Source organism: Streptomyces sp. R35 (genome assembly GCF_041053035.1).
In the GTDB taxonomy this organism is placed as follows: domain Bacteria; phylum Actinomycetota; class Actinomycetes; order Streptomycetales; family Streptomycetaceae; genus Streptomyces; species Streptomyces lutosisoli.
Window position 1 is genome coordinate 9,702,612 of sequence record NZ_CP163440.1, and the last position, 26,316, is coordinate 9,728,927.

Below are 26,316 nucleotides of genomic sequence, written 5' to 3' on the forward strand. Positions count from 1 at the left end.
TCGTGCGAGGCCGATTGCTGCCCGGTAGAGCGTCGTCGATGACCGCGGCGGGAGCCGCGAGCTCGACGCTGTCCTCGCCGACGGGCCAAGAGCCCTGGCCGGAAGGTCCGACGCCCTTCGTATAGGGCAGGCCTATGGCTGACGTTCAAAATTCGACTTAGACCTACGCCTGTGGGTGGCGGCATCATGAGCGGAATGGGATCTGCGGTCATTATGCGTGCGAAGGCGCGGATTGCATTCCGATTCTGCTATCCGAGCTAATCCCTCAATGGCGAGGAGTATGCAATGAAACCGTTCCGGCCGTTGCGGGGTAAGAGGTTGCGGGCCTTTGTACCCGCTTTTTGCTGTCTGATCATCTTCTTCGACGGTTACGATGTCACGGTTTTCGGCGCCACCATCCCGGAGTTGGTGAAGTATCGGAAATGGGACCTCGACGCGGCGGAGGTCGGAGTGATCGCGAGTCTCGGGCTGGTCGGTTTGTTGCTGGGGGCGCTGGTGTGTGGTTTTGCCACGGATCTGTTGGGCCGCAAACGCATGTTGATGCTTTGCGCCAGCTGGTTCTCCCTGTGCATGCTCGCTTGTGCCGTGGCGCCGACCAGCGAGTCCTTCGGACTCTTCCGCCTCCTCGGTGGGATCGGCCTCGGCGGCGTGATACCCGTCTGTATCGCGCTGGCGGTCGAGTTCGCCCCGGAGTCGCGTCGCTATCTGTTCAATGCGATCGGGAACGCCGGCTTCGCGGTGGGGGCGATCGCGTCGGCGTTGCTCAGTATCGCCATCACACCGACCTTCGGGTTCCGGCCTATGTACGCGATCGCGGGTCTGCCGCTCCTGCTCGTCCCGGTCGCGGCGGTCATGCTGCCCGAGTCGGTGGACTTCCTGGTGGCCAAGGGGCGGATCCGCGAGGCGCAGGAAGTCGCGCGGAGGTGCGACCTGCCGGTTCCCTCGTCTGATGCAGGGGCTCGCCAGTCGGAATCCGAGGTGCTCGGACGGACGAGTCTGCGCGCGCTGGCACGTCGGCCGTTGCTCGGGAATCTCTTGCTGTTCGGCGCGGTGGGGATCGTCGGTCAGGTGTTCATCTACGGCCTCAACACCTGGTTGCCGCAGATCATGGTGTCGGCGGGATACGGGGTGGCCTCTTCTCTGGGCTTCCTCGCGACGATGTCCGTGGGCGCGATCGTCGGCAGCGTGGCCATGTCGATGTTCGCCGATCGCATCGGTCCCCGCCACATCCTGATCGTGGGCTTCGGCGTCGGCGTGATCGCGTTGGGACTGTTGAGCGTCGGACCGCCGACCATAGCCGTCTACGCGGCGGTGGTCCTCGCCGGTGTCGGCGGAAGCGGAACCGCCGCGATCGTGAACGCGTTCGTCGGCACATGGTTCCCACCGGCCGTCCGTGCCTCGGCGGTGGGTTCCTACTTTGCGCTGTCGCGCCTCGGGAGTGTCCTCGGGCCGCTGGTACTCGGATGGATCATCGCGGCCGGTTTGCCGCTGCGGTGGACCTTCTGCAGCCTCATGGTGCCCACGGTGCTGGGTGCGGTCCTGGTCCTGCTACTTCCTCGCAAGCACGCCGACGGCCGTCCGTTGGATGCGGTCGGGGGATGGGCGGCGTCGGAGTAGTCCTCGACCCGGCGCTGTGGATGATGAAGTCCTATCGAATCCTCTGCGGAGGTTCGGACCTTGAGGCAGCGGCAGGGCGTTCTCTGCTCGGACCGCAGTGCGAATCCGGGGCCGGCGGTCCGGGCCACCGCGTTGCCGAACGTCGCGGCGCCCCGGACACCGTCCCACCGGATGTGGGTTCCTGCGCGCGGGTCCTACTCGGAGGATTCCCGCGGCAGTGCGTCGGTCATGCTGCCGAGTATCAGGCACGGCTCGGTGCCGCGGTTGCTCCAGCCGTGATTGCTGCCCTGGATGACCACCGTGTCGGACGGCTTCAGCAGGATCTCGTCCTCGTCGAGGACGAGGTATATCTCACCCCGAACGATGTGGAAGACATCGAGAGTGTCGGTCTTGTGCATCGTGGGGTGGCGAGGCTTGACGGCCTCTCCGGGCTGGTGGTTCTCCGCGGCTACCTTGTTGAGGTCGGCGAACAGCTTCTCGGTTGTCTCGGGGTCGGGCTCCGGCCAGAACTCCATGGCGCGCACCAACATGCCGTTCGGGAACGGGGATCGGGCCGCGCCACCCTCCACCGATCGGTCTCCGGGGATGCTGTTGTCGACCGGTGTTTCGCGGGTCTTCCACAGCGTTGCGCGCCAGAAGAAGCCGGGAAATTCCTGCTGATTGGGTACACCCGTTTGGAGAACGGCCGATTTGCCCTTGTCGTCGAGGCCGACGACGTAACGCTTCAAGTCTGCCATTGGTGATCCTTTGAGTGATTGCGGAACGCAGGTGAGCACGCGCCGGAGAATCCGCTGGACAGAGCGGTGGCCGATATGAGGGAAGAGTGGCCTCGACTGCGACGGTGAAGGGGCTCACGCGTTTCGAATACATTGTTGCCACTATTAATTCGTCACGTCAAGAGGCAGCTAATGAATAGCGTGTGGTTGCGGATGGGTGCGGCCGGGTAACCTGACCCGTCCGCTTTTTCGCAGGTTGAAAAACCGCGAGGTAGGTAATTCCGTACGCGGTTTTGGGTGCGAAAAGGGAACCGAGGCGGAGGCTATCGTCGCTGCTCCCGGTGTCAATGCCTTCCGCCGAGTCGAAGGCGGAGAACCTACTGTGCAGGCGCGGTACCGAGCCGCGCCCGCGTGCATGCTGAGGGCGTATTACTCGCCCAGTTGCCCTGTGGGGTGCGGAGTGGTCGCGTGCGTGCCTCCCTCCGGCCACAGCGCGCGGGCGGCGTCCGACAGCCCGTCAACTCCTGAGGGTCCCAGGACCGTCAGCTGGAGGATGAAACCGGGCATGATCGTCGCGATCAACTGGGCGAGTTCGTCCGCTGAGGCCCCCTGGGGCAGGGCGCCGGCACTTTGATGCTCTCGCACGATCTTGACGATTTCACCGCAGGCCTCGACGATTGTGGCTTTGATCCGCTCGGTGAGTGCCGGGATGTACAGCGATTCGGACCACACCAGCAGCGTGAGGGCGGCGAAGCCGTTCTCCGCGTGCTTCGCCTTGATGACCTCGAAGAGGTCGGTGAGTGCTTCTCCGATGCCGACCGTGGGTCTTTGATCGGCCAGTTTGCGGACTTCGGCGACCACCTCGCCCAGGTTCTCCTCGGCGATCGCGACGATCATGTCCTGCTTGCCGGCGAAGTACCTGTACACGGCTCCCGTGGACAGGCCTGTCTCCGTCAGCACGTCCTGCATGGTCGTCGCGTGGAAGCCGTTGCGCACGAAGCAGCGCCTCGCGCCGCTAAGGATCTCTGCGCGGCGGGCGTCTAGGTACTCCTGGCTCACCTTGGGCATGCTCGCAGCGTACATGAAAAACGAGCGGTCGTTCTCCTTGACGGCGAGCCTCGGTCGGTGCACAGTTGACAAAGACAACGGGCGTTCGTTTTTTTACGCCTGGCCTGCCTCCACGGAACCCCCGACCGGGCTCCCTCAAGCACAGGACGCAGCTGTGCGCTGCGTATCCGATCAGCCAGGCACGGATGGCCACTCAGCGCGCTCGCGTCCCCGTGCCCTTGCTCCTGGACCCCCCCGCCGAGCCGTGGGCACCGCGGACCCGCCAGAAGGAGAAGGAATCATGAAGAAGCGGTTCATCGTCGCCGCGGCTGCCGCGGTGCCGGTGGCGCGCCTGGCCCGCAGCTTCGCGTCGTCGCCACTGCCTGTGCCTCCCTCTCTGTCCGACTCGATTCCGATTCCCGAGGCCAGGCCACCGGCGGAACTGGACGTCGTTGCGGTGCCGACCGGCGTCAACAAGCGCGTCGCCGCCTACGGTTACCGCGGCGGGTCGTTCTTCGAGAAGCGCGACTTCAACATGGGCGCCGTCCTCATCAAGCACCCCAGCGGCGACCTGCTGGTCGACACCGGCTTCGGGCGCGGTATCGACCAACAGATGGCCACCATGCCGCCCTTGTTCCAGCGCATGACCAAGTACGAGGTGTGGAACCCGGCCCGGGACCAACTGGAGGCCGCCGGCTACGACTTCGGTCGACTCGCAGGCATCCTCCTCACCCACGCGCACTGGGACCACGTGAGCGGCCTCCCGGACTTCCCCGACGTACCGGTGCTGGCCACCGAGCGAGAGAAGGCCGCCTTCGACAGGGAAGGCATGCACGGCTACTTCGGCCCACCCTTCAGCGAGACCAGCATCCCCTGGAGCGTCATCCGCTTCGAGTCCGGTCCCTACCTCGGCTTCCCCCGCAGCCACGACGTTCACGGCGACGGATCGATCGTCTGCGTCCCCGCCCCGGGGCACACCCCGGGCAGCATCATCGTGTTCGTGACGCTCGCCAACCACGTGCGGTACGCCCTGGTGGGGGACCTGGTGTGGCAGCGCGAAGGTCTCACCCGGCTGGAAGAACGTCCCTGGCTGGTGCGGAGGTTCGCCGATCTGGACGCGGACGGCAACCGACGCAATCTCCTGCGGATGGCCTCCATCCTCCAGCGCATCCCCGACATGATCGTCGTGCCCGCCCACGACCAACGCGCCTTCGCCGAGATGACGACCCTGCCCAACGTGATCACCAAGGGCCTCATCCTCTGACGGCATTCGGCCGTGGCTCGACGCAGGCCGCCGGCACCCCGTCCCGGACCGCAGGCGTCCGAGGGGCGTGACAGCAGGTGACGCCGAGCTTCGACCGACCATTGGGCGCTGCGAGTTCCGCTGCCGCTCGGGCTTCCGGCCCGGCCCGGCCCCCAGCCTTCACCGAAAACCGCTGGTACCGACCTTCTTGTGCCCTGCGGTCTCGACGGCGGCCAAGGTGCCGTGTCCCAGCGGTGAAGCAACCACATGTTCTGAGCCGATGAAGAGAGAAACTCGTGACGAAAGCAAGCGGTGACACCGCAACGGAACACAAGACCGAGATGGCTGCGCCCCGGGTCGCGCACGCTGTGGCCAGGGCCCTGAAAGACAACGGGATCGACCGTATCTTCCTGGTCACCGGTGGCGATCTGCTCCTCTGGCAGGCGCTGCGTGATCACGGCATCGCCATGCACCTCGCGCGCAGCGAGGCCGCGTCCGTCGTCATGGCCGACGCGTACGCCCGGGTGACGGGCAAACCCGCGGTCGTCTACGGGCAGTGGGGGCCGGGTGCGGCGAACGTCGCCGGAGCGCTCGCGGACGCCTGGTGGGCACACAGCCCCCTCGTCGCCATCACCAGCACGGTGTCCACACGGGTCGAGTACAAGAACGAGTACCAGGAGCTCGATCAGCCGCCGATGTTCCAGTCGGTCACGAAGTGGCAGGCGCGTGTCACCCGCGCGGACCGCGCCGGAGAACTCGTCGCTCAGGCCGTGCGCACCGCGGCCGCGGGATGCCCACGACCCGTGCACCTCGACATCCCCTTCGACACGATCATGGAAGTCGCGCCGAACGCCCGCTACGCGCCTGCCTTCACGCCCACGCCGCCGGCCCCGTCGGCGAGCGCGGTGGACGACATCGTCAGCAGGCTCGCTCGGAGTGAGCGGCCGATGATCCTCGCCGGCAACGGAGTGCTGCTCGCCGATGCCGCGCTCGACCTGGTCGCACTCGCGGAGACCGCGTCGGTGCCCGTCCTGACGACACTCGGCGGGAAGGGCGCCATACCCGAGAACCATCCGCTGTCGGTCGGCGTCGCGGGACGCTACTCAAGCAAGATCAGCAACGAGATCGCGCGTGAGGCGGATCTCGTCCTGGTCATCGGTACGGACCTCGGAGGTCTCGCGACCGACACATACACCCTGCCCTCGGCCACCACCGAGGTGGTCCAGGTCGATCTCTCGCCCGAGGCCATCGGCAGGACGCGCGCCGTGCAGGCGGGTGTGGTCGCCGATGCCGGCGAACTGTGCCGCTCACTCGCCGCGGCGCTGACCTTGGAGCCGGTCACCGACGCTCGCCGCACGTGGTGCGAGTCCGTCCAGCAAAGGCGCGCCGCCTGGAAGGAGGACTTCCAGGCAGTGGCACGCCGACCTGCCGCCGGGCACGTGCGGCCCGAGGCCATCGTCTCGATCCTTCGGGAACTCACCCACGAGCGCGACCTGCTCGTCGTGGACACGGGCTTCATGGGGGCCTGGGGCGGCGCCCTGTTTCCCGTCCACTCGCCCGGCCGGACGTTCCTGCGCGCCGCCGGCACACTCGGCTGGGCCTTCCCCGCCGTTCTCGGAGCCCAACTCGCGGCGCCGGCGGGGCAGCGTGCCTTCGCGCTGGTCGGCGACGGTGGCTTCGGCTACAACGTCGGCGACCTCGAGACCGCGATGCGACTGGACATCCCGGCGGTGACCATCGTCCTGAACAACGCGAGCCTCGGGTACGAGCACGTCGGCTTCCAGCACGCCCTCGGAGGCGACGTCGTGCACGAGGTCTGCGATTTCATCGACGTCGACCACGCGAAGGTCGCCGCCGTGTACGGACTGTTCGCGGCTCGCGTCGATTCGGCGCAGGACTTCAGGGGAGCCCTGAAGCAGGCGATCGCCGGCGCCCGCCCGGCACTGATCGACGTCGTGGTCGACAAGGAACGGATCGCCCCGGTCACCACGTTCGACGCGCTGCTCAAGCGCGATGTCTGAGCCGGCCCGGTGACCACGACCAAGGCATCGTCGGCACGACGACGTGCTGATCGGCTGGTCCACCGGGTCTCACTGCCCTGGAAACGCACCTGAACGCTCGGTGTTCGGCTGTCGAGCACAAGGAGATCACCATGCGACTGCCACTGATTCCCCCTACGGAGCTGACCGCCGAGCAGCGTCCCCTCTACGAGGCCTTCGAGAAGATGATCCAGGCCGAGGAGTACCAGGGCTTCGAGGTCCGCGACCCCGACGGTGCGTTCGTCGGGCCGTGGGGCGTGATGCTCCACTTCCCCGACCTCGCGGTGCCGCTCGGCCAGTTCATCGACGTCGCCCAGAAGCTGCCGGGCCTGAGCGAGCGGGCCCGGCAGGTCGTCATCCTGACGCTCGGCGGCAGGTTCAACGTCGCCTACGAGCTCTACGCGCACACCCCGCTGGCCCTGCGCGCCGGGCTGCGCCCGGACCAGATCGCGGCCCTGAGCGCAGGCTCGCGCCCGGCCGACCTGGGCGAGGACGAACTCCTCGCCGCAGATGTCGCCTCCGCCCTGGCCCGCGGTGGCGCGGTGCCGGGGCCGCTGTACGACGCCGCGGTCGCGAAGCTCGGCCGGCAGGGCTTCGCCGCGGTCGCTTTCATCACCGTCCACTACCTGGCGCTCGGCACCCTGCTCAACGCGTATGACGTGCCCGCCGGCCGCGCCGTGACCCAGACCGACTAGGAGCGAATCATGCCCGATATCAACGAACTCAAGGCCATGCTCGAGAACCCGGAGGACTTCGGCACGTTCGGGCGCTTCGCCGAGACACCGGTCGACGAGATGTCGCCGGAGATGCGCGAGGCGTTCGACTTCACGCTGAAGCTGCGCGGACTCGTGCCGGGTCCGCACAAGATCTGGGCGGCGAACCCGACGCTCCTCAAGACGGTCACGCCGGTCGGGGCGTATTTCCAGACGAAGTCGACGTTGTCGAAGGCCGAGATCGAGATCGCCACCTGTGTGATCTGCGGGCGCTGGGGCGCCGCGTACGCCAGCTACGAGCACGAGAAGATCGGTGTGATCTTCGGAGGGCTCGACGCGGAGAAGGCGCAGGCGCTGATCGCGGGACTGCCCACCGCGTTCGACGACCCGCGGCAGCAGATGGTGTACGAGCTCGCCTCGACGCTGGCCGCGGCGCGCATCGTGCCGCAGGGGATGTTCCAGCGGGCGCAGGAACTGCTCGGTGACGAAGGCATCGTGGATGTGACCGTCCTGATGGGCTGGTTCAGCGCGGTGTCGCTCACCCTGATGGCCTTCGATGTTCCCTCGAACGCCGTCGGGCTCGACCAGTAGGCACATCGAAGCGCCTCACCGGCAGCCTCGTCGAGTACTGCCCGGCCGGGCTCGCCCTGGTCCTGGTGGTCGTCGAGCGCAGGGACGGCATGACGGTCCGTCGACTCGGCGGACCGTCACGCATGCCGTGATCAGGGACGGCCAGTTCTTTCGCTCTCGTACACCAGCCAGTTGGTGAGCAGGGACGGCATTGTTCCCGCTCCCGAGAGTCCCGACAACACGCTTACCGGTTGGGCGTACCGACCGGACGCCCTCGGCATCGCGCTGCGACATGCCTGGGAGGCCACGGAGGGGATCCCCCTGCTCGTCACCGAGAACGGCATCGCCACCGCCGATGACACACGCCGGATCGCCTACACGACGGAGGCGCTGGGGCACCTCTACGACGCGGTCGCCGAGGGTATCGACGTCCGCGGGTACCTGCACTGGTCCGCGCTCGACAACTTCGAATGGGGACGGTGGGCGCCGACGTTCGGTCTCATCGCCGTCGACCGTGAGACGTTCGAACGCACCCCCAAGCCGAGCCTGGCCTGGCTCGGCAGCGTCGCCCGCAAGGGCGGTGCCTTGGAGGGCGGGGCCTAGGGGGCTGGCGCTCACGACAGGGGGCCCTCGCCGGATGGGCGGCCGGATGAGCGCCTCCCGTCCGCCCCCGACGCCTCCACGCGCGCGCCAACGCCGTCGCCCTCGGTCCCACCGCGACCACCCTCCGGGTGGACACCGACGAGAAACCCCCCGGGCCCACCGCCGTTGGCCCGTTGACGGGAGCCGACGTCGACCGACCGGCTTCGGTGGAGGAAAGGCAACGACGATCGTCTTCCCGGCTTCCGACGTGGCCTTTTTTGTCAACGGCGCCGGAAGAGCCACATTTATGGGGGGTCCCGACTGGTGGCTCGTCAGCGGAAGGCGAAGTGTTCGGCGTGGACGTGGTCCCGGGGGATGCCCTGGCGGTGGAGGTCCCGGCTGAGGTCTTCGACCATGGACGCGGGGCCGCAGAGAAAGACGTGGGTGTCGGGCGTGAGCGGGCCGGCCGTTGTCCGGATCCTGTCGGCGGTGAGATGGCCCTGGCTGCGGCTGAACGTCGGGTGGAGGCGGAGTCCGGGAAGGCACTCGGCCGCCTCCGTCAGCTCCGCGAGGAAAGGTGCGGTGTCGGCGGTCGGAGCGCAGTAGAAGAGGTCGGCGCGGGGGAGCGTGCCGCTCGGGTGCGTGAGCCAGCCGAGGAACGGGGCGATGCCGATGCCGCCGGCGATCCAGATCTGGCGGGGTCCGCCGAGAGTGTGGTCGAACATGCCGTACGGGCCGTTGAGGGTGGCGGGCAGTCCTTCGCGTACGTCCGTGTAGAGCTTCTGGGTGCCGCGGCCGAGCGCGCGGACGGTGAGCCGGACCGAGCCGTCGGGCTGGACTCCGGCCACGCTGAAGGGGTGTTCGCGCCATGCGCGTCGGCCGCCCACGCGCAGGTAGACGAACTGGCCGCCGATCAGGGGCAGGGCGTGCGAGCCGGTGGGGGCCAGAGTGAGGTCGACGATGTCGGTGGCGGGCCGAGAGACACGGCGGATGGTGTAGTCGGCCTGGGGTTCCCTGCGTCGTAGCACCAGTTCGTCGTAGGCGTAGGCGGCCAGGCCGACGGTGGCCATGGTGACGTAGAGGGCCCGGAGAATCGCGGATCCGTTGATGACGAGGTCGAGGAACCAGCCGTGCACGAGAGCGGACAGGAGCAGGAGACCGGTGAGGCGGTGCAGGAAGAGCCAGCGTTCGTAGGGCAACCGGAGGATGCGACCGACCTGGCCCAGCGAGATGAGGACCAGCACGAGCAGGCCGATGGCGGACGCGGCGCCGAGGACGTGGCCCATCCCCACGAGCTGGCCGGCCCGGGGGGTGCCGGCGTAGTGGTCCGCGCTGCCGTCGAAGCCGGAGAAGAAGTGGAGAAGGAGGTGGGGCGAGAGCAGGAGCATGGATCCCAGGGCGTACTGCTTGTGCCAGAAGTACATGCGGTCCAGTCCGCCGAACCACTGCTCCAGCCACGTGAGCCGGGTGGCCAGCACCAGGGTGCAGGTCATCAGATAGGCGGCCGCGACACCGGCGAACTCGCCGACGAAGTACACGGTGCTGATGCCGTCTTGGCGGAGCCAGTCCCACGCCAGGTAGAGGACCACGGCTCCGGCTGTCACTGTCAGCGGTCCGGCGTGGCGCTTCTTCAGCCGCACGTCCATGGGGGCGCGCACGAGCCGGATCGCGTAAATCGCTATCGCGATGAGGACGGGCATCGTCTGCCTCTCGAGCGGTGGTGGTGCGGACGTGGAAGCACTGGGCGCATGCCGTCGCCGCCCGGCAGTGCCGCGTCTCCGGCGATGGCGTGCCGAGGGTTCGCACCTTTGATCACTGGATTATTGGCTACATCGTAGCCTTTTCTATTTCGGCTGCAGTGTAGCCACGTCGGGTGGGATGGGGCAATCGATGCCCGGATCGGGTGCGCGCGACTGGGAGACGGTGCCGTAGGACAGGCCGCTGGCGGTGACCAGTTCCTCGACGGTGGCACCGGCCTCGTACTGCTTGCGCAGGTACTCGGGCGTCACCGCCTCGCTCGTGCCGGGGCCGGGTGGGGGATGTGCGTTCATGCGACGGACTCCCATTCGCTGAGGGCTTCGGCATGGGCAGCGGCCAGCTCGTCGTAACTGCGCTGGTCCGATGGGGTGATGAGGATCAGTCGGCCATCTGTGGCGACCCGCCAGTCGGCGGCCGGACGACCGGTGACCGGGTCGAGGACGCGCCCGTCCGGGGCGGGCCACGCGGGCGGGATCTCGTCGGGGCGCGGCACGGGGACCAGGACCTGGCGGCCGTCGCGGACGATCGCCACAGCTCTGCTGCGGTGCTGGGCCAGCCGGTCCAGTGCCTCCTGGTAGGCCGCCCGCTCGGCCGCGTGCAGGGCCTTGCGCCGGGCCGCGACACCCCAGGTGCCGTGTTGCTCGGCGACCCTGTCCCAGCCCTGTGCTGGCGCTGCGGTGTGGCCGTTGTCGGCGTCCGGGAGGCGGATACCGAAGCCCTCCAGCGCACGTGGCGCGAGGGCCCAGGTCTCCCCGGTGTGCTTCACGAGGCCGTGGTCGGCGAGGCGCCGCAGGGACCGGTAGGCGGTGGCGCGGGAAACCGAGGAGGTACCGACAAGCTCGCCGACGGTCTGATCCTGGCGTACATGTAGAGCGCTGATGATCACGAGGGCGGCGCTGCCGAGGCCGTGGTGGGCGAAGGCGTCGTGGCCCATCAGGTGGCCGAGGACGGTGGACTCGATGTCGGCGGTCGTGGCCGTCTCAGGGGTGGTCCACTCCTCAAGTGCCGGGTCGGGGGGGGTACTGAGTGGTCCGGAAACGAGACGGCCGAGCGTCCAGGTACCAGGTCGAGCCTTCGCGACCGTGGCCGACTCGCAGCCGGCGCAGCCAGCCGTGCGGCTTGAGGACGGTCTCGTAGACGGCCCGCAGCGTCGTGCGGGAGATGCCTGCCTCTTCGGCGGTCTGCCGTTCGCTGGCGTGGTGCAGGGGGCCGCCCGCGATCTCGGCGAAGTTCAGATGCGCCCGCAGCACCCGCAACGCGGTACGTCCCCGCTCCCCGCGCCAGGGCGTGGTCTCGATGCGGTCGCGCAGCGCAGCGAGAACCTCGTACGCCTCGTGCCGGGACCTGAGAAGTCTGGTGGTGCTGACCGCTTCCGAAGCGCTGGCCCACACCCGGCGGATGTAGCCCAAGGCACGCGACTGCCCGGAACGCAGCGCGATGCTCCGGGCGTGCCTGCCGCCCTCATGCTCCGGGTGCAGCAGGAACTGCGTCAGCTGGTCGACGGTGCCACCGGCACGGGCCACGTGGCAGGCGATGGCCGCGGTGATCCGGTGCCCGTGCTCGGCAGCGCCCTGGCGGTTTTCACGCAGGACCAGACTTCGGCCGTCGGAGGCGAGCCTGCTGTAACTGCCGGTGGCGTAGCGGCCGGTGAGGTCTCCGAGCAGAATGAGATCGGTCGCGGCCGACGGAAGCTGGACGGGGCTGAGAATTCCGCGGAATTCGGTGGAGTTTCGTTGAGAGACGGCGTGATGTGTGCTGTCTGGCACGGTGGGGTCGTCTCGCAAAGACGTGGACGCCACCCAGGCCCGCTAAAACCACGGGTGGTGTCCGGAACCGACCTCCATCGGCGCCGGCAAGGTCTCCAGGATGGCCGTCCTGGAGGCCCTCGCAAGCCTGGCCCCGAGCGGAGGCAGACGTCCCCATCGCAGCTCGACCGAGGTCGAAACAGAGCACCGCCAGAGTCGCCCACCCGTGACCCACACCGGCCAACTCGTGTCCCTCACAGGCCAGTTACAGAGGCTGATGCCTCTGACTGCCTCTGAGCGGCCCGGGTCGAACCGGGGTCGAATCAGAGTGATTTCCTCTGACTGCCTCCGCTCGCCTCTGCAACCCGTCCTAGCAGGTCACAGCCTCATCGCCTCGCATAAGCGCAGGTCAGAAAGATGCGCTAGCTGTACCACTGGTTCCTGGCGAAAGAGGTCATGTGCGGCATGGATGCGGCTCCCGTCTTTGGGTGGTGGCCACATCGTCGGGAAGGGCCTCGCAGGGGCGCAATGGGGCTTCCGCCTCGCGGAAGCATCTTTGGAAGTTGCCTGGTCAGAGAAGTGATGAGGACGCGCGGGCCGATGTCGGATGCCGATGAGGTCGGTAGCCGCAATGAGCGTCTTCAGAGACGGAACGGATCGCTCGGTGCTCAGATCTTGTACAACTATGGGCGAATTGGCGGCTATGTCTAGCTTTTCTGATCGCATCGGCCTGGTACAGCTGCAGTTTTGTGCATCATCGCAGTTCAGGTGTGATCGATGTCTTCGCGATGGAGTTCCGGGGCGCCCGCTCGTGGGCGTGCGATCTGGAGTGTCACCTTGAGGTGGACCGGTCGGGTGTGTCGCGCGCTCAGCCGGTCGCCTCCCGAAGGGGAAGGAGGAACGGGGTGAGCCCCAACTGGAGGGCCCTCGCCGCCTTCGTGCTGTGTTGATCCTGGACCCTGCTGCCGTTGTCTGTGGCCATGTAGTCAGCTGGCTCGGCGGTGAGCGGCTCGAAAGCGTCGTGGCCGGCGGCGGCGCGTGGGCGGCAGTACTGATAACGCTCGGCGTGGCCCTCATCGCGTTGTTCGACTTCAAGGACGATCGATACCCTCCGCAGCTGCTGGCCGCCGGTCATGGAAGACCGCAGGCGCCCCCGAGCCCGAGTCAGTCGGGGACGCCTGTTGCTTGACCTATCGGACGGGCAGGCGTCGGTCGAGCACTCTTCGTCGGTGCCGTCCTCGACCCACGTCAGGTCGTACGTCCCTGGCATCGGGGCCGCCCAGAGCCAGCCCCGGTGAGCTCCGACTTCTTGCCTCAGGGTCGGACGACTGGGGATCTATGGTTGGCGCAGCACAGCGTTCAGTATTGCTCGGTCTCCACGAAACCCGCGTCCGCGTCGTCAGCGCCGAACGTGTCGGCGGCGGCGGTCGGATTGAATCCGGGCGGGGCGTCCTTGAGACCGAGGCCCATGCCGGCCAGCTTCGCCTTGACCTCGTCGATGGACTTCGCACCGAAGTTGCGGATGTCCATCAGGTCGGCCTCGGAACGCGCCAGGAGCTCACCCACGGAGTGGACGCCTTCGCGCTTGAGGCAGTTGTAGGAGCGGACCGTGAGCTCGAGCTCCTCGATCGGCCGGGCGAGATCGGCGGCCAGGGCGGAGTCCACGGGGGAGGGGCCCATGTCGATGCCCTCGGCGTCGATGTTGAGCTCGCGGGCGAGCCCGAACAGCTCGACGAGCGTCTTGCCCGCGGAAGCCATGGCGTCGCGCGGCCGCATGGCCTGCTTGGTCTCGACGTCGACGATCAGCTTGTCGAAGTCGGTGCGCTGCTCGACACGCGTGGCCTCGACCTTGTAGGTGACCTTCAGGACGGGTGAGTAGATGGAGTCGACCGGGATACGGCCGATCTCCTGGCCCACCTGCTTGTTCTGAACGGCGGAGACGTAACCGCGACCGCGCTCGACGGTCAGCTCCATCTCCAGCTTGCCCTTGCCGTTGAGCGTGGCGAGGACGAGGTCGGGGTTGTGCACCTCGACACCGGCCGGGGGCGCGATGTCGGCGGCGGTGACCAGACCCGGACCCTGCTTGCGCAGGTACATCACGACCGGCTCGTCCTGCTCACTGCTCACGACCAGCTGCTTGATGTTGAGGATCAGGTCGGTGACGTCCTCCTTGACGCCCGGCACGGTGGTGAACTCGTGCAGAACGCCGTCGATCCGGATGCTGGTGACAGCCGCACCGGGGATCGAGGACAGGAGGGTCCGACGCAGGGAGTTGCCGAGGGTGTAGCCGAAGCCCGGCTCCAGCGGCTCGATCAGGAACCGGGAGCGGAACTCGTCGACGACTTCTTCGGTCAGGGACGGACGCTGAGCGATCAGCACGGGGTGTTGCCTCCAGTGGTTTGGCGCCCGCTATGTGACGCCGTAGACACCACGAAGGGTACGGGTGATACGGGCGATACGGTCTTCGCAGGGGCCGAACCGCCCGTCTCCCAAAACCCAGCGAGGAGGCTTCGAGGGGCGCGGGCGGTGACGCTGATCGGCAGGAAGTTTCACGTCTCCTACAGCGTCTCGGGCGCGGCGAGGCTGATGCGCCGGATCGGGTTCACACCGCAGGTCCCGGCCCGCAGGACCGCGGAACGCGACGAGAAGGCCGTCACCTCCTGGAAGGAGGTGACGCGGGCGGAGGTAAAACCACTCGGGCGGTCTGCGGCGGCTGGATCTGCTTCAAACACAGCCTCGCGAACCTCGCCAGCGCTGCCCTCGACCGACTCGCAGCGCTCGTGCGCAACCGACTCAGGCGCCTCCAGTACCGCCCCGACGCCCTCGACGGCTTCCTCGCCGGGACCGGACTCGCCCTCGACCTCCCGCCACCATCACCTTGAAGCGCCTGGTCAGTTAATCGGTTGCACGCCACCGAGACGGGATGTCTGATCCCGGCTATGACGATTGTGCTGAGGACGCCGACGGCCCACGGAGTGCGCGAGGCCATTGCGGCGCTGCGGGAGTGGCAGCACGACGAAACGCCGATGCAGCTGCATCCCGGGGACATCGGCTGGAACTACCGGTTCGGAACGGCCGAGACGGCCGCGGCGGTACGGACCTGGAGCCGGAACGGACGGATTCTCGCCGTCGGGATGCTGGATTCACCGACGCTCGTGCGGATGACGGTCGCTTCCAACGCTTTCCATGACGAGGACTTGGCGCGGCGACTCGTCGAGGATTTCTCGCTGCCCGAGCGCGGCGTGCTGCCGGAAGGAGCGGTGTCCATCGAGGCGCCGCAGGGCCTGCTGCTCCACGACCTGTTGAGCAAGGAAGGCTGGGGCGTCGACGAGCCGTGGACACCGCTCTTCCGCGACCTCGCCGAAGCGGTGGAGGACCCCGGCGTGCGGATCAAGGAGATCGGCCTGGAGCAGGCACAGGACTTCGCCGACGTCCTGCGGTCCGCGTTCAACACCACGAAGCCCACGCGCGAGTACCGGCACAGGATGTCTGCGGCACCGTTCTACGCCGACGCCCGCTGCCTGGGTGCTTACGACGACCAGGGCAACCCCGCGGCGGTGGTGACGGTCTGGTCGGCCGGCCCGGGGAAACCAGGACTGGTCGAGCCGATGGGCGTCCACACGGACCACCGCGGCCGCGGCTATGGCCGGGCGATCACCGTCGCCGGGGCGGCCGCACTGCGGGAGATGGGCTCGTCAAGCGTGCGCGTGTGCACGCCGAGCTCCAACGTCGGCGGCGTCGCCACGTACAAGGCGGCCGGGTTCGCGGCGAGGCCGGAGATCGCCGACCGGATCCGGAAGGTCTGACGTCGGGGCCTGCGGACCTTCCATCGGGGTGGTGGTCGCTGTGATGGCCAGATCACGCCGCTGAATCAGCTACAGCAACAGGGTTGCACAAGGCTCCCCTGCTCGCAGCTTGCATCCTCTGTCCACCTCCCGCTCAGCGTTCACTCGCACCACCTGCACACCCCGCGGGCTCCACACCGTCCGGTCCACCCTCCGGAACGGATCCGCGGCCAGCAGCTCCTCGGCGAGAGCCCACTCGACGAACTTGTCCAACGCCGCGATGAACCGGTTCCACGTCGCGGCCGCCACCCCCTCACCCACGGGGGCCGGGCCGGCGAGCTCGCTTGAACGCCCGCAGATCCGCCGACCCGGCCTCCCACTCGTGCGGCCGTTCCTACGACACGGGCCGACGGGCATGCGGGGTGCTTCAGCCCCCGGCCTCAGTCACGGAGAAGGTGCCGGCGGCGTCTGAGTGCGCTGGTAGAAGTTGACGATATTTCCGTCGGGATCGCGCAGCCACATCGAACGCCGCCCCCAGGGCTGGGTGGTGGGCGGCTTGAGGATCCGAACGCCACCGACTCGGAGACGGTCGTAGCGCGCATCGACGTCGTCGACCTCGAACTCGATCGTGAAGTTCCCGCTGCCTGCGTGGGCCATCGAGCCCGGCGCCATTGCTTCCATACCAGCGGTCGAGAAGACCGACAGCACCGCGCCAGGGCCGGAGATGATGGCGAACGAGTCGTCGCCCTCGACCTGTGCGGACAGCAGCGTGGCGTAGAACGCTGCGAGAGCGGGTACGTCGCCGCTGATCAGACAGGTGCCGGTGAAGTGTGGCTGCATGGCAGCACGCTAACGCTCGCCACTGACAGTCCCGAGATCGCCAGCGCCGTACGTCCCGGCCGCTGCGGGGGAGCGAGGCCGCTGCGCCAGTATCGATCCCCAAGTCGTCAGGAGAAGTCCGCAGCGGTGATGCCGTCGGGGTGTCCAGGTGGCCACTCCACCAACTCGATCCGGTAGCCATCCGGGTCGGTGAGCCACGACGTCTTCGGGCCGCGAGCGCCGCCCGGGTACTGGACAGGTCCCGGCTCCAGGCCGGCGTCGGTCAGCCGCTCCAGGGTGGCGGCCAGCGTGTCCACCTGGATCGCGAGGTGGTCGAAACCGGTGCCCACCTCGATGCGTCCGCCGACGGGGCGGTGGACCAGTTCGAGCGAGGCCGCCGGTTCGCCAGGGAACTTGAGGATCACGAGGTGACCCGCGTCGCCGCCCTGGACCCTGCCCAGCTCGACGTAGCCCAGGGCGGTGTAGAAACCGAGCGAGCGGTCCAGGTCGGTGACACGGTAGGAGACGAAGAGCGTCTTCACGCGGCCTCCTCGGGTCGACGCACCCGGTAGCGCAGGTGCGTAACGTCTCGATCGTCGAGCCGTCGGACAAGGTCGAGTTCGATGTGATCACTGCCCAGGTGGTCGAACAGTCGTCGGCCGTCCCCGAGGAGGACCTGAACCAGGTGGATCTCCATCTCGTCGATGTGCCCGGCTCGCAGGAGCGCTTGGGCCGCGCCCGCCCCATGGACCATGACCGGCCGGTCGCCAGCGCCTCGCGATAGACCTGTCCGCTGGGACCGTCGGATTCCCGGTCGTCGAGCCAGTTGAAAAGCCGTCCTCCGGCGCGTCCGAGCTCCTGGCCCGGTGGATCGTCCGGACCGGCGACGTAGCCGTCGAGCGACATCGACATGTACAGCCGAATCGGACTGCCCATTCTGGCCTCCATCTCTCCTCCATGGCATGGGGATGCTCCGCTTCTCGCCCCATCAGGGCGGGAGTCTCAAAGGGGAAGACTTCAGGCACCAGGCAAACTCATCGCCCTGGCGAGGCGTAAATCCAGAGCAGTCGATCAGTTGCGGTCATTCAGGCTGCGTGAGCCTCGGGGCGTTCGACAAGCCGACCGCGTTCGAAGCAAGCGCCGGCCCGCACGAGGGCGACCAGGTGGGGCGCGTTCACGGCCCGCCAGCGGGCCTGGGCGGACTCGACGAGCTTGAAGACCATGGCAAGCGCGGCGGCTGCACCGCCGGCGTCCTTGGTGACCTTGGTCCTGAGCCGTACCGTCGCGAAGGTTGATTCGATGGGATTCGTCGTGCGCAGGTGAACCCAGTGAGTTTCCGGGCGTCGTCGGTCAGCCGCTCGTCGGCGAGGGCCGCGGCGGGATTCATGCCACTCGGGACCCGGATCCACTCTTCGTAGAGTGCGCCGGGCGGTTGCAATGCGCGGAGGCTGTAGTCCGGTACGTGCCGTGGCCGCCGCGGTTTTCCTGGCTTTGCCGTCCCATTCGTGAGGCCCCTCGGTGAGTAGCGCGCTGGTCGGGTCAACTGGCCGTGGTTGTACGGCGTCAAGGCACCAGTCGAGGTCTCAACTGGTGGCTACGGGCTTCGACCCCGGCAAAGTGATGTCCTGGGCCTGGGCGGTTCGTCCCGGGCGAAGCGTCCAGGGCACGGGGGCCGTGTCGGTCAGCCATTCATTGGCGAGGAGGCGGCGAACGACGAAGGATCGCAGCGGCCGTGGAAGGTTCCAGCCCAGGCCCGCGCAGAGTTGGGTGAAGGAGGGACCGTGCCCATGCTCTGCGCGGAACGTCACAGTGAACCCTGCTGCCAGGGGGCCGCGATCTGGGTGCGCGTCCTTCCATGCGCCGTAGGCAGCCCGAACGGCATTCTGGAAGGGAAGCACAGCAGGTGAATCCGTGAACGCTGCCGCGATCCGTTCGACCGGCAGCGCGCACAAGGCACAGTTCTCCACGGCTGCAACATGCCGTCGCAGAGCCGGACTTGCCTGTTCTTTCCACCGCTCCCAACCAGCCGCGTCGAATTCCTCCTCTGCAGCAGTCCGAGACTTGCCTGCGGCACCGGGCTGGGTTGCCACATTACGGGCGTCAGTGGTCGCGGCGCGCCGTAGCCCCGAGAGGTGCCGGACCGCCGGAGCAAGGCGGTACTGGCCGTCGACTAGTTCGGCAAGGAATCCACTGCGTAGAAGTTCGGGGAGCGCAGTGCGACACACCTCGGGGAGACCGGACGGAATATCTCCGTGCAACTGAGATGTGCTGTGTGCGGCAAGGAACAGGGCAGCCAGGCGCGTAGCGGGAGTTGCTCTTTTCACGGGCTTGGCTGCCAGGGTTCGTGTTGTCCATCCGGACACTCGTGAGCGCTTTTGCTTTCCGAAGGGAAGCCTGCGGTCCGCCTCTCCGGCGAGGTCGGGCACGGTGACGGCTACCGGAGTCTCCGGGTCACCGACGAGAAGCTCGTCCGTCACCTGCCAACCGATCTTCCGAACCTCACCGATGGCGCCTGCTGGGTCGGCCAGACGCAGCGAGGAGAGGTCACCGCCGGTGAGATTGCCGACGCCGCCCCGTGCCGCCCGGATGGCCACGACCACGGCAAGCAGTTGCGCGTCGGGCGAGTTGAGAGGCAGCGAGCTTACATAGCCGAGAAGTGCACGGGCAGCTTCGCCTTGTTCTGCCGTCAGTAGAAAGGGCTCCACCGTCGGCTTCTTGGTTGGTGAGCCGCTGGTGCTGGGTACGTTGGATTCTGGCTTTGCCATGCTGATTTCAACGCACGTCGATATGACAGGTCACCGTGCTCGTCGCGTTCGGCATCATGGCGGGAAGGCCTTCACCCGAGTGGTGCATCGCACCGCGTGGCGACCGGCCAGTCGTATCCCGGCCAGTCGTATCCCGGCCGGCTCCGCGGCGGTGGATGTCTTGAGCCGCCGCCACGAGAAGTCGCCGGGCGTCACCCATGCCCACGTCTGAGGGTCGACCTCACGGATCATGTCCAGCGGTTGGAAGTTGGGGCGGCACGGGCCAGGCGCCGCAACCGTGAGGTTCACGAAGCCCGGTCTCAGGCTGTACCCCCGGGCCACGGCCTTTCACCGCCTCGCCGCACTGCCCTCCGGCCAGATGACAGCTGCTCATCCCGCCCGCCCACACGGGACGGCGGTGCCTCCGTCATCGAGGGGTTGCGCTACCGGGGGTGTGAGGGGCGGCCCTCACACAGGGCCGTCTGGACGGCGGCCTCCATGTCGTCGTCCTGCTCGTCCGTGCCGCCCGGGTCGACGTTGGCCATCACCGTGGCCTGCCTGCCGTGGGTGGTGGCGCCGCCCGCGGTCTGGTAGCCGAAGATGTCGCCGCCGTGGCCCCAGTACACGCCGCCGCAGGGTAGCTCCTTGCTCTCCAGGCCGAGGCCGTACTCCCGGCCCTTGTCGCCGGTCGGGTGGGTCGTCATCATCGCCTTGAGCTGGGCCGGGCGCAGCAGCCTGCCGCCAACCAGTGCGCCGAGGAAGCGGTTGAGGTCGCCGGCGCTGGAGATCATCTCGCCGGAGGCTCCCGCGATCGACGGGTTGATCGCGGTGAGGTCCATCAGCGGCGCGCCCTCACCGGGGCGCACGTAGCCGCGCGGGTGCGGGCCGTTGATCGCGGTGGCGTCGCCCGGCACGGATGTCTGGCGCAGGTGCAGGGGCTCGATGATGCGTCGGCGGATTTCCTCGCCGTAGGGGTGGCCGGTCACCTTTTCGATGAGCATCCCGGCGATCAGATAGTTGGTGTTGGAGTAGCGCCAGCCCTCGCCGGGCTTGAACGTCCGGGGTTGGGCGAGCGCGAGGTTGACCAGGTCGCGGGTGTCGTGGTGGGCGAGCGGGTCGTCGAGGATCTCCGCGGGGCTGAGGAAGGTGAGGTAGTCGGGCAGGCCGCTGGTGTGCTGGAGCAGCTGACGGACGGTGATCTTCCGGTCGTCGTTGTCGTGGCCGCGGAGGAGATCGGGCAGGTAGCGCGCTACGGGCGCGTCGAGGGCGACGCGATGTTCTCCCACCAGCTGGAGCACGACCGTGGCCACGAAGGGCTTGGTCATGCTGCCGATCCGGAATCTGCTGTCGGGCGCCACCGGAGCGTTGCTGTTCACGTCCGCGACGCCGCTGGTCAGCACCCTGAAGCCGTGCCGATCCCGCGTTTGCAGGAGCGCGCCGGGCGCACCGTCGGCCGTGGTCAGCCGGTGCATGAGCGCACGCAGCTGCGTGTCGTCGCTGGTGGTGGCGGGCTGTGCGGCGGTGGACTCGGCCGTGGCCGTGGCCGTGGCGGTGGCGGCGCCTGCCGGCAGCGCGCCTGCCACGGCACCGATTGCCACGGCCAGCGTGAGTGCCCCACCCAGCGAACGCTTGTACTTGATCACGTGTTCCTCCTTGACAGCCGGCAAGATCACCGCGGATGACGGTGGCCCGTGACGCTGAGCCTTCAACCCCCGCTCAGCGCAGGCAGGTTCAGCATGTCGAAGCGGTAGGGGCGCGGCGATGGGGTGATCATCCGGATCGGAGGTGGGGGTAACCCCCTGTTACGTGCGATGCCGCAACTCGGCGATGCCCGGGCGGACACGCGATCGGTGGCCGCCCGCGTGGAGTCCCGGGCATGCGTGATCGATGGCGTCCCACCGTGTGTCCACCGTGTGGTGTAGGGGATCAGTCGTTGGTGGTGGTGGGGAGGGTGGCCGTGTCGGTGGTGGTGTAGACGGCGGCCATGCTCTCTTCGGAGAGGCAGCGGCGGGGGAAGGTGATCCATTCGTCGTGTAGCTCGGCGAGGCCGGCGGTGGCGAGCCGCAGGACGGCGTCGGGGTTGGGGAAGACCACGACGTCGGTGCGGCGTCTGATCTCCCGGGGCTGGCAGGGCCTGCCGGAGTCGGTCACCGTCGCCACCGGCAGGCCGCGGTCGGCCTGGCCAAGGGACTCAGCGGAGTCTGTCTCGTCCTGGCCTGACCGTCAGCGGCGGCTGACCCGACAGCAGTGACATCAGGGCCGAGGTCGGTCCGCGTCCTTTCTCAGGCGCGGTCGACCTCGGCCCTCAGTGTGTTGCAGTCCGCGAAGATGGCCTCGACGTCGGCCTTGGGCGGGCGGTGGGATCAGTGTCGGGCGAACTGGACCTGGGTGGGTTGCACGACGTTCGGCCGCACCGCGATTCCGTTGATGGTCAACCGTTCGCCGTAGATGTCGGTGAGTCTGATCGCGCTGCCGCACCCGCTGCCGTCCGCGGAGATGAAGTAGTTGTAGGAGGTGCGGGGCAGTCGCCGCCAGCCGCCTGCGGTACGGACTTCCAGCCCGGCGACCGGGTTGCGGTGGCCGATCGCCTGGATGCCGCACCAGTAGCGGCTGGAGCCGGTCTTGTACCGGATGGAGATCTTGTTGGAGATGCTGGGGCTCACCAGGCTCCAGGTGATGGAGATCCGGCCGACCTTGAGGTCGGCGAGTTTGGCGAATGCCTGTTGGCTGAGGTCGAGTTGCCCGGGTGCGCAGGGCAGGGGGCATTCGTTGGTGATGCGTACGGTGATGGATTTGCCGTTGGCCGCGTGTACGAGCACGTATGCGCCGCACGCCCTGGACGTCTCGTAGTCGGTGGTGTTCATGGCCGCGATCATGAGGTCGGGGCTGGGGCCGAACAGGCAGGCGCCGTTTCCGTCCGCGGCCTCGTAGGCGGTGGCGACGCCCCGGTAGCTGGTGTGCGGCTGAATCCGTCCTGCCTGCGCAGTTGTGGTAGCGGGCTTTTGCTTGGGCTCCGGGGTGGGAGTGGGTGACGGTCGCGCCGACTTGGTGGTCGCGGTACCCGTCGGGGTGGGGGAGCCTGTCGGGCTGGGCGAGCCGGTCGGGCTCGCCGTCGCGGCCGGGGTGGCCCTCTCGCCGCCGGCGGCGGTGGCTTTCACCTGGGTGCTGGCGAGGGGTGTGGCTGCGGCAGGCCCTGCGTCGACGTTGCGGTCGGGGAGCAACGCCATGACCAGGTAGACGAGAACGCCCGTGGCGATCAGTGCCGATGTGCCGCCCAGCATGAGCCTGCGTCTTTGTCTGCGCTGCCGCGCGGCCTGCCTCGATGTGTTCATTTCCTGTCCGTTCGCAAGATCGAGCCGATGGTGCACTACTGAGTGGCCACAGGAAGCGCAAAGGTTGCCAACGATTTCTCACAGGAAGTGGCTCACGCGCGAGCACGGGTGTGCCGCGGCGCCGCAGAGACGTCGGTGCCCTGGTTGCCCGGGAGGCGGGCAACCAGGGCGAGGGTCGGTCGGTCAGGATTCCGTGACAGCCGTACCGGTGACGGAGTCCCCAGACTTTGTGACCTTGTACTTCACCTTGGCGCCGCTGTGGAAGTGGAAGGTCAGCGTCGCCGCTTCGCCGTCACGCAGTGCCTTCAGGAAATCGGGGGTCAGGATGATCGTGCCGTTCGGGTAGTCCGGCGAGAAGGCCGCGTTGAACTCCTGGTACGGAGTCCAGCTGGTCTGGCCGGCGTTGCTGCCGTCGGCGTACGTGGCCTCCATGGTCGCCAGCAGGTCGCCCTGGAACTTCGTGGGAAGGGTGGACGCATCGGGTGTGCCCGTGGCGTTCGACAGCACCGGGGTGTCGTAGGTAACCACGTCGATCTTCCAGGGCAGGCCGCGGGAGAACCGGGCCTGGAGCGTCGCGTTGACCCCGTAGTCCCGCTCGCCGGTCAGCCGGGTCAGCGCCTGCGCCGTGAGGGTGAGCCGATCCTTGAAGACGGTGTAGTCCTTGCCCGCGACAAGCTTGGTGTCGCCGTTCCACAGACTCTGGAACTTGGTGCCGTTCGGGTTCAGCGTGAGCGACTGGGCCGTGATCCGGCTCGACTTCGCCACGAAGACCTTGTCGAAGGAGGCGGTTCCCGAGCGGGTGGTCCAGCTCGACTTGATCCAGGCGAACAGGGCGGGGTCCTGCCACTTCAGGGTGTCCCGGTTCAGGTAGGCGAAGGTTCCGGGGTCCCACAGGGCGGTGGTGACGCCGGCCTGGCGCGCCGCGTATCCGAGGTGCTCGAAGTACTTCAGCGCCTCACCCCGCTCGACGCGGTCGGGATGGTTGTGGTCGGGCCAGGCCAACAGGCCGTACTCGCCGAGGTAGACGGGGATGCCCCTGTCGACGAAGGTGTCGTGCATGCGGGCGAAGGCGTCGGTCAGGTCGTTCTGGGCGGCGGTGTCGTACCGGGTGCCGCCCGCGACGTTCACGCTGAACGGGTAATAGCTGTAGTAGTGCACAGTGGCGACCAGGTTGCTGTCATGCAGCGCGGTGATCGTCGTGTACAGGTCGTCCATGAGGTCCTGTGAGGGGGTGCCGCCCTGTGTGGTCAGGACGAGCAGGCGGCCCTTGTTCGCGCCGCCCGAAGAGCGGACGATCTCGTGGAACGAGGTGTTCAGCTCGTTCATGAACTGGGTCTTCTGCGCCGCCGTGGCGTTGTCGAAGCCCGGTTCGTTGATGCTCTCGAAGAGCAGGGTGCGCGGCTCGTCCCGGAACGCCGCGGAGATCTGGGTCCACAGGGCGTCGTAGCGGGCGAGCACGTTGTCGTGGTCGGTGGAGATCTTCGAGACCCACTGCCATGAGTCGTGGTGGACGTTGAGCACGACGTAGAGGTTCTCGGCCTGTGCCCAGTCGACCACCTCCTTGACACGGCTCAGGTACGCGGCGTCGACGGTGTAGGGCGCGGTGGCGGACTGGTGTGCGCTCCAGGTCACCGGGATGCGGACGCTGCGGAAGCCCTGCGCCCGGATGGTCTTGAACAGCTCCCTGGTGGCCTTGGGGTTGCCCCAGGACGTCTCGTCGGGAATCGCGTCCAGGGTGTTGCCCAGGTTCCAACTGGGCTGCATCGCGGCTACGGCGTCCTTGGCACCGGCCGGCACCTTGACCGTGGCGAGTGCCTGCTGTGCCGTCCCGTCGGTCGCGGCGAGCGCGGTGCTGCCGGACAGCCCCAGGACGACGAGCAGCGCCATCAGCAGGCCGGCCAGGCGTCCGGGGCCGCGGCTGCGATGGGGTGAGGGTCTCCGTATGTCCTTCATGTGTCATGCCTTTCGGCCGATGGTGCGGGTGATCCGGTCCGTGGCCGGGCAGCGATCAGGCGCCACCGTCGGCTCATGGTGAGCAGAGGGAGGCGGAGGGATGCAGAGAGATGCAGAGGGAGGGGCCCGGTTCAGCCGTCGAGGGGCTCGTAGTCGAACCAGTCGAAGTGGACGGTGCCTGCCGCGGCGTACATGCCGATGACCCGACCGGTGAAGCCGCCGGCGACCTCGGTCGACAGGTAGCGGCCGTCGAGGGTCGCGAGCTCGGTCAACGTGCCGTCGGGCTGCTCGACGCCGAGGGAGACGACGTCGGGTCCCGTGCACGGCCCGTGCGGAGACGGCGGCTGCGTGATCGTGACGGCGAGGACCACCGGCCCGGCGGGCACGGACTGTGCGGCCACGACCGTGCGCAGGGAGCCGACACGCGTGACCACCCGCACCCGCGTGCCGGACACCTCGATCTCGTAGTGGTGCCGCTCGTCGAGCCGCACGGCGAGGCCACCGCCTCCTTCCGTGGCATCGACCAGAGTGCGCGCCCGGCACGACAGGTGCTGCTGGCGGCGGCCGGTGAACACCACGTCGGGCTCGTCCAGGGAGCCGCCCCGCGTGTGGAGCGTCAGCCATCCCGGGCGCTCCTTGGTGGTGCAGTGTTCGGCGGGCCGGTCCCGCAGGGAGATCCAGGACGGTCGCAGTTCGGCGAGCTCGAAGTCGTCCCGGTGCTCCTCGACAGGGCTGGGGGAGAGCGGCCACGGGAGCTCGGGCAGGTCCAGGGCGACCTCGCCGACGACCGGCCAGTCGTCCACCCAGGTCACGGGGGCCAGGAAGGTCTCCCGGCCGAGCACGTGCCAGCCCGGCGTGCCGCCGCCCGGCCGTACGCCGAGCAGCACCATCCACCAGGAGCCGTCGGGGCCTTGGACCAGGTCGGCGTGCCCGGTGTTCTGGACGGGGTGGTCGGTGCCGCGATGGGTGAGGATCGGGTTGGCCGGGCACGGCTCGAACGGGCCCGCGGGCGTACGGCCGCGGGCGATCGAGACACCATGGCCGCGCTCGGTGCCGCCCTCGGCGATGAGCAGGTACCAGTAGTCGCCGATCCGGTACAGGTGCGGCGCCTCCGGGGCCTTGGCGCCGGGCCCGCCGGACCAGAGCCTGTGCGGTGTTCCGTACGTCTGCCCGGTGGACGGGTCGAGACGGACCTGCGAGACCCCGGCGACCGTGCACCAGCAGGTGCCGTCCTCGTCCCAGACCAGGTCGGGATCGATGCCGGGGACACCCGGCGCCCAGATGGGGTCCGACCACGGTCCGGCGGGGTCGGTGGCCGTGACGATCAGGTTGCCGCCGCCCTCACTGCAGTTGGTGACGATCAGCCAGAAGCGGCCGTCGTGGTGGCGCAGGGTCGGGGCGTAGATCCCGCCGGAGGACGGCATGTCCGTCGGCAGGCGCAACTGCTCGGGCCGGTCCAGGGCGTTGCCGATCTGCGTCCAGTGGACGAGGTCGCGGCTGTGGAAGAGGGGTACGCCGGGGAAGTACTCGAAGCTGGAGCAGGCCAGGTAGTAGTCGTCGCCGACGCGGCAGACGCTGGGGTCGGGGTGGAAGCCGGGGATCACGGGGTTGGCGAAGCGTCCGTCCGGCTGGTGCAGAGGGGGCACCCGATTG

The 26,316-nt window shown here is 68.1% G+C and carries 21 protein-coding genes and 6 pseudogenes; 9 read left to right on the plus strand and 18 right to left on the minus strand.

Annotated features, from left to right (window positions below):
* Positions 1–285 precede the first annotated feature (285 nt).
* Positions 286–1,617 carry an MFS transporter gene (locus AB5J50_RS43570; protein WP_369264111.1) on the plus strand — a complete coding sequence of 444 codons (1,332 nt, stop codon included), beginning with the start codon at positions 286–288 and terminating at the stop codon, positions 1,615–1,617.
* 194 nt (positions 1,618–1,811) lie between these two features.
* On the opposite strand, the gene AB5J50_RS43575 is transcribed toward AB5J50_RS43570, so the two are convergent.
* Both AB5J50_RS43575 and AB5J50_RS43580 read right to left on the minus strand, forming a co-directional pair.
* Positions 1,812–2,354 (minus strand): cupin domain-containing protein, encoded by a 543-nt coding sequence (locus AB5J50_RS43575; RefSeq protein WP_369264112.1) that lies wholly within the window; start codon positions 2,352–2,354, stop codon positions 1,812–1,814.
* A gap of 408 nt (positions 2,355–2,762) precedes the next feature.
* Positions 2,763–3,401 carry a TetR/AcrR family transcriptional regulator gene (locus tag AB5J50_RS43580; RefSeq protein ID WP_369264113.1) on the minus strand — a complete coding sequence of 213 codons (639 nt, stop codon included), beginning with the start codon at positions 3,399–3,401 and terminating at the stop codon, positions 2,763–2,765.
* A gap of 280 nt (positions 3,402–3,681) precedes the next feature.
* Between AB5J50_RS43580 and AB5J50_RS43585 the strand changes: the two genes are divergently transcribed.
* From AB5J50_RS43585 to AB5J50_RS43605, 5 genes and pseudogenes are all read left to right on the plus strand, one after another.
* A complete protein-coding gene (locus AB5J50_RS43585) occupies positions 3,682–4,644 on the plus strand; it encodes an MBL fold metallo-hydrolase (RefSeq protein ID WP_369264114.1) in 963 nt (320 codons plus the stop codon).
* Between the two features lie 275 nt (positions 4,645–4,919).
* A complete protein-coding gene (locus tag AB5J50_RS43590) occupies positions 4,920–6,644 on the plus strand; it encodes a thiamine pyrophosphate-binding protein (protein ID WP_369264115.1) in 1,725 nt (574 codons plus the stop codon).
* Positions 6,645–6,775: 131 nt separating this feature from the next.
* Positions 6,776–7,357, plus strand: a complete 582-nt coding sequence (locus tag AB5J50_RS43595) for a carboxymuconolactone decarboxylase family protein (protein WP_369264116.1) — start codon at positions 6,776–6,778, stop codon at positions 7,355–7,357.
* Between the two features lie 9 nt (positions 7,358–7,366).
* Positions 7,367–7,966 carry a carboxymuconolactone decarboxylase family protein gene (locus AB5J50_RS43600; protein ID WP_369264117.1) on the plus strand — a complete coding sequence of 200 codons (600 nt, stop codon included), beginning with the start codon at positions 7,367–7,369 and terminating at the stop codon, positions 7,964–7,966.
* Positions 7,967–8,122: 156 nt separating this feature from the next.
* A pseudogene (locus AB5J50_RS43605) lies at positions 8,123–8,548 on the plus strand (family 1 glycosylhydrolase); the annotation flags it as partial.
* A gap of 311 nt (positions 8,549–8,859) precedes the next feature.
* Here the strand turns inward: AB5J50_RS43605 and AB5J50_RS43610 are convergent.
* From AB5J50_RS43610 to AB5J50_RS43635, 6 genes are all read right to left on the minus strand, one after another.
* Positions 8,860–10,227, minus strand: a complete 1,368-nt coding sequence (locus AB5J50_RS43610) for a ferric reductase-like transmembrane domain-containing protein (protein ID WP_369264118.1) — start codon at positions 10,225–10,227, stop codon at positions 8,860–8,862.
* A gap of 144 nt (positions 10,228–10,371) precedes the next feature.
* Positions 10,372–10,578 (minus strand): hypothetical protein, encoded by a 207-nt coding sequence (locus AB5J50_RS43615; RefSeq protein WP_369264119.1) that lies wholly within the window; start codon positions 10,576–10,578, stop codon positions 10,372–10,374.
* Complete coding sequence (locus AB5J50_RS43620) at positions 10,575–11,219, minus strand: hypothetical protein (RefSeq protein WP_369264120.1); 645 nt, start codon at positions 11,217–11,219, stop codon at positions 10,575–10,577. The genes AB5J50_RS43615 and AB5J50_RS43620 overlap by 4 nt, the downstream gene beginning before the upstream one ends.
* A 64-nt stretch (positions 11,220–11,283) precedes the next feature.
* The gene (locus AB5J50_RS43625) at positions 11,284–12,051 is read right to left on the minus strand and encodes a hypothetical protein (protein WP_369264121.1); all 768 of its coding nucleotides are present in this window, start codon (positions 12,049–12,051) and stop codon (positions 11,284–11,286) included.
* An 847-nt stretch (positions 12,052–12,898) separates the two neighbouring features.
* Positions 12,899–13,165: a hypothetical protein gene (locus tag AB5J50_RS43630; RefSeq protein ID WP_369264122.1), complete on the minus strand. Its 267-nt coding sequence runs from the start codon at positions 13,163–13,165 to the stop codon at positions 12,899–12,901.
* Positions 13,166–13,389: 224 nt separating this feature from the next.
* On the minus strand, positions 13,390–14,409 hold the full coding sequence (locus AB5J50_RS43635) for a DNA-directed RNA polymerase subunit alpha (RefSeq protein ID WP_369264123.1): 1,020 nt from the start codon (positions 14,407–14,409) through the stop codon (positions 13,390–13,392).
* Positions 14,410–14,556: 147 nt separating this feature from the next.
* Between AB5J50_RS43635 and AB5J50_RS43640 the strand changes: the two are divergent.
* From AB5J50_RS43640 to AB5J50_RS43650, 3 genes and pseudogenes are all read left to right on the plus strand, one after another.
* A pseudogene (locus AB5J50_RS43640) lies at positions 14,557–14,640 on the plus strand (winged helix-turn-helix domain-containing protein); the annotation flags it as partial.
* Between the two features lie 116 nt (positions 14,641–14,756).
* Positions 14,757–14,912, plus strand: a pseudogene (locus AB5J50_RS43645) (IS630 family transposase); the annotation flags it as partial.
* A 57-nt stretch (positions 14,913–14,969) separates the two neighbouring features.
* Positions 14,970–15,836 (plus strand): GNAT family N-acetyltransferase, encoded by an 867-nt coding sequence (locus AB5J50_RS43650; RefSeq protein WP_369264124.1) that lies wholly within the window; start codon positions 14,970–14,972, stop codon positions 15,834–15,836.
* Positions 15,837–16,259: 423 nt separating this feature from the next.
* Here AB5J50_RS43650 and AB5J50_RS43655 read toward each other — a convergent pair whose 3' ends face one another.
* From AB5J50_RS43655 to AB5J50_RS43700, 10 genes and pseudogenes are all read right to left on the minus strand, one after another.
* The gene (locus AB5J50_RS43655; RefSeq protein WP_369264125.1) at positions 16,260–16,655 is read right to left on the minus strand and encodes a VOC family protein; all 396 of its coding nucleotides are present in this window, start codon (positions 16,653–16,655) and stop codon (positions 16,260–16,262) included.
* 107 nt (positions 16,656–16,762) lie between these two features.
* Positions 16,763–17,176, minus strand: coding sequence for a VOC family protein (locus AB5J50_RS43660; RefSeq protein WP_369264126.1), 414 nt, complete (start codon positions 17,174–17,176; stop codon positions 16,763–16,765).
* Positions 17,173–17,570, minus strand: a pseudogene (locus AB5J50_RS43665) (dihydrofolate reductase family protein). The gene AB5J50_RS43660 and the pseudogene AB5J50_RS43665 overlap by 4 nt, the downstream one beginning before the upstream one ends.
* Before the next feature lie 149 nt (positions 17,571–17,719).
* Positions 17,720–17,965: pseudogene (locus tag AB5J50_RS43670) on the minus strand (IS256 family transposase); the annotation flags it as partial.
* 252 nt (positions 17,966–18,217) lie between these two features.
* Complete coding sequence (locus tag AB5J50_RS43675) at positions 18,218–19,399, minus strand: hypothetical protein (RefSeq protein ID WP_369264127.1); 1,182 nt, start codon at positions 19,397–19,399, stop codon at positions 18,218–18,220.
* A gap of 422 nt (positions 19,400–19,821) precedes the next feature.
* Positions 19,822–21,021: a serine hydrolase domain-containing protein gene (locus AB5J50_RS43680; RefSeq protein WP_369264128.1), complete on the minus strand. Its 1,200-nt coding sequence runs from the start codon at positions 21,019–21,021 to the stop codon at positions 19,822–19,824.
* A 283-nt stretch (positions 21,022–21,304) separates the two neighbouring features.
* Positions 21,305–21,499, minus strand: a pseudogene (locus AB5J50_RS43685) (transposase); the annotation flags it as partial.
* A 242-nt stretch (positions 21,500–21,741) separates the two neighbouring features.
* Entirely contained in the window at positions 21,742–22,710 is a 969-nt protein-coding gene (locus AB5J50_RS43690; RefSeq protein ID WP_369264129.1) for an expansin EXLX1 family cellulose-binding protein, read from the minus strand.
* A 183-nt stretch (positions 22,711–22,893) separates the two neighbouring features.
* Complete coding sequence (locus AB5J50_RS43695; RefSeq protein WP_369264130.1) at positions 22,894–24,663, minus strand: cellulase family glycosylhydrolase; 1,770 nt, start codon at positions 24,661–24,663, stop codon at positions 22,894–22,896.
* A 131-nt stretch (positions 24,664–24,794) separates the two neighbouring features.
* Positions 24,795–26,309: a glycoside hydrolase family 43 protein gene (locus AB5J50_RS43700; protein WP_369264131.1), complete on the minus strand. Its 1,515-nt coding sequence runs from the start codon at positions 26,307–26,309 to the stop codon at positions 24,795–24,797.
* Positions 26,310–26,316 lie beyond the last annotated feature (7 nt).

Coding starts and splice junctions, on each gene's coding strand:
- AB5J50_RS43570 (WP_369264111.1), top strand. CDS start 286: ATGAAACCGTTCCGGCCGTTGCGGGGTAAGAGGTTGCGGGCCTTTGTA.
- AB5J50_RS43575 (WP_369264112.1), bottom strand. CDS start 2,354: ATGGCAGACTTGAAGCGTTACGTCGTCGGCCTCGACGACAAGGGCAAA.
- AB5J50_RS43580 (WP_369264113.1), bottom strand. CDS start 3,401: ATGCCCAAGGTGAGCCAGGAGTACCTAGACGCCCGCCGCGCAGAGATC.
- AB5J50_RS43585 (WP_369264114.1), top strand. CDS start 3,682: ATGAAGAAGCGGTTCATCGTCGCCGCGGCTGCCGCGGTGCCGGTGGCG.
- AB5J50_RS43595 (WP_369264116.1), top strand. CDS start 6,776: ATGCGACTGCCACTGATTCCCCCTACGGAGCTGACCGCCGAGCAGCGT.
- AB5J50_RS43600 (WP_369264117.1), top strand. CDS start 7,367: ATGCCCGATATCAACGAACTCAAGGCCATGCTCGAGAACCCGGAGGAC.
- AB5J50_RS43610 (WP_369264118.1), bottom strand. CDS start 10,227: ATGCCCGTCCTCATCGCGATAGCGATTTACGCGATCCGGCTCGTGCGC.
- AB5J50_RS43615 (WP_369264119.1), bottom strand. CDS start 10,578: ATGAACGCACATCCCCCACCCGGCCCCGGCACGAGCGAGGCGGTGACG.
- AB5J50_RS43620 (WP_369264120.1), bottom strand. CDS start 11,219: ATGGGCCACGACGCCTTCGCCCACCACGGCCTCGGCAGCGCCGCCCTC.
- AB5J50_RS43630 (WP_369264122.1), bottom strand. CDS start 13,165: ATGACCGGCGGCCAGCAGCTGCGGAGGGTATCGATCGTCCTTGAAGTC.
- AB5J50_RS43650 (WP_369264124.1), top strand. CDS start 14,970: ATGACGATTGTGCTGAGGACGCCGACGGCCCACGGAGTGCGCGAGGCC.
- AB5J50_RS43655 (WP_369264125.1), bottom strand. CDS start 16,655: ATGCAGCCACACTTCACCGGCACCTGTCTGATCAGCGGCGACGTACCC.
- AB5J50_RS43675 (WP_369264127.1), bottom strand. CDS start 19,399: ATGGCAAAGCCAGAATCCAACGTACCCAGCACCAGCGGCTCACCAACC.
- AB5J50_RS43690 (WP_369264129.1), bottom strand. CDS start 22,710: ATGAACACATCGAGGCAGGCCGCGCGGCAGCGCAGACAAAGACGCAGG.
- AB5J50_RS43695 (WP_369264130.1), bottom strand. CDS start 24,663: ATGAAGGACATACGGAGACCCTCACCCCATCGCAGCCGCGGCCCCGGA.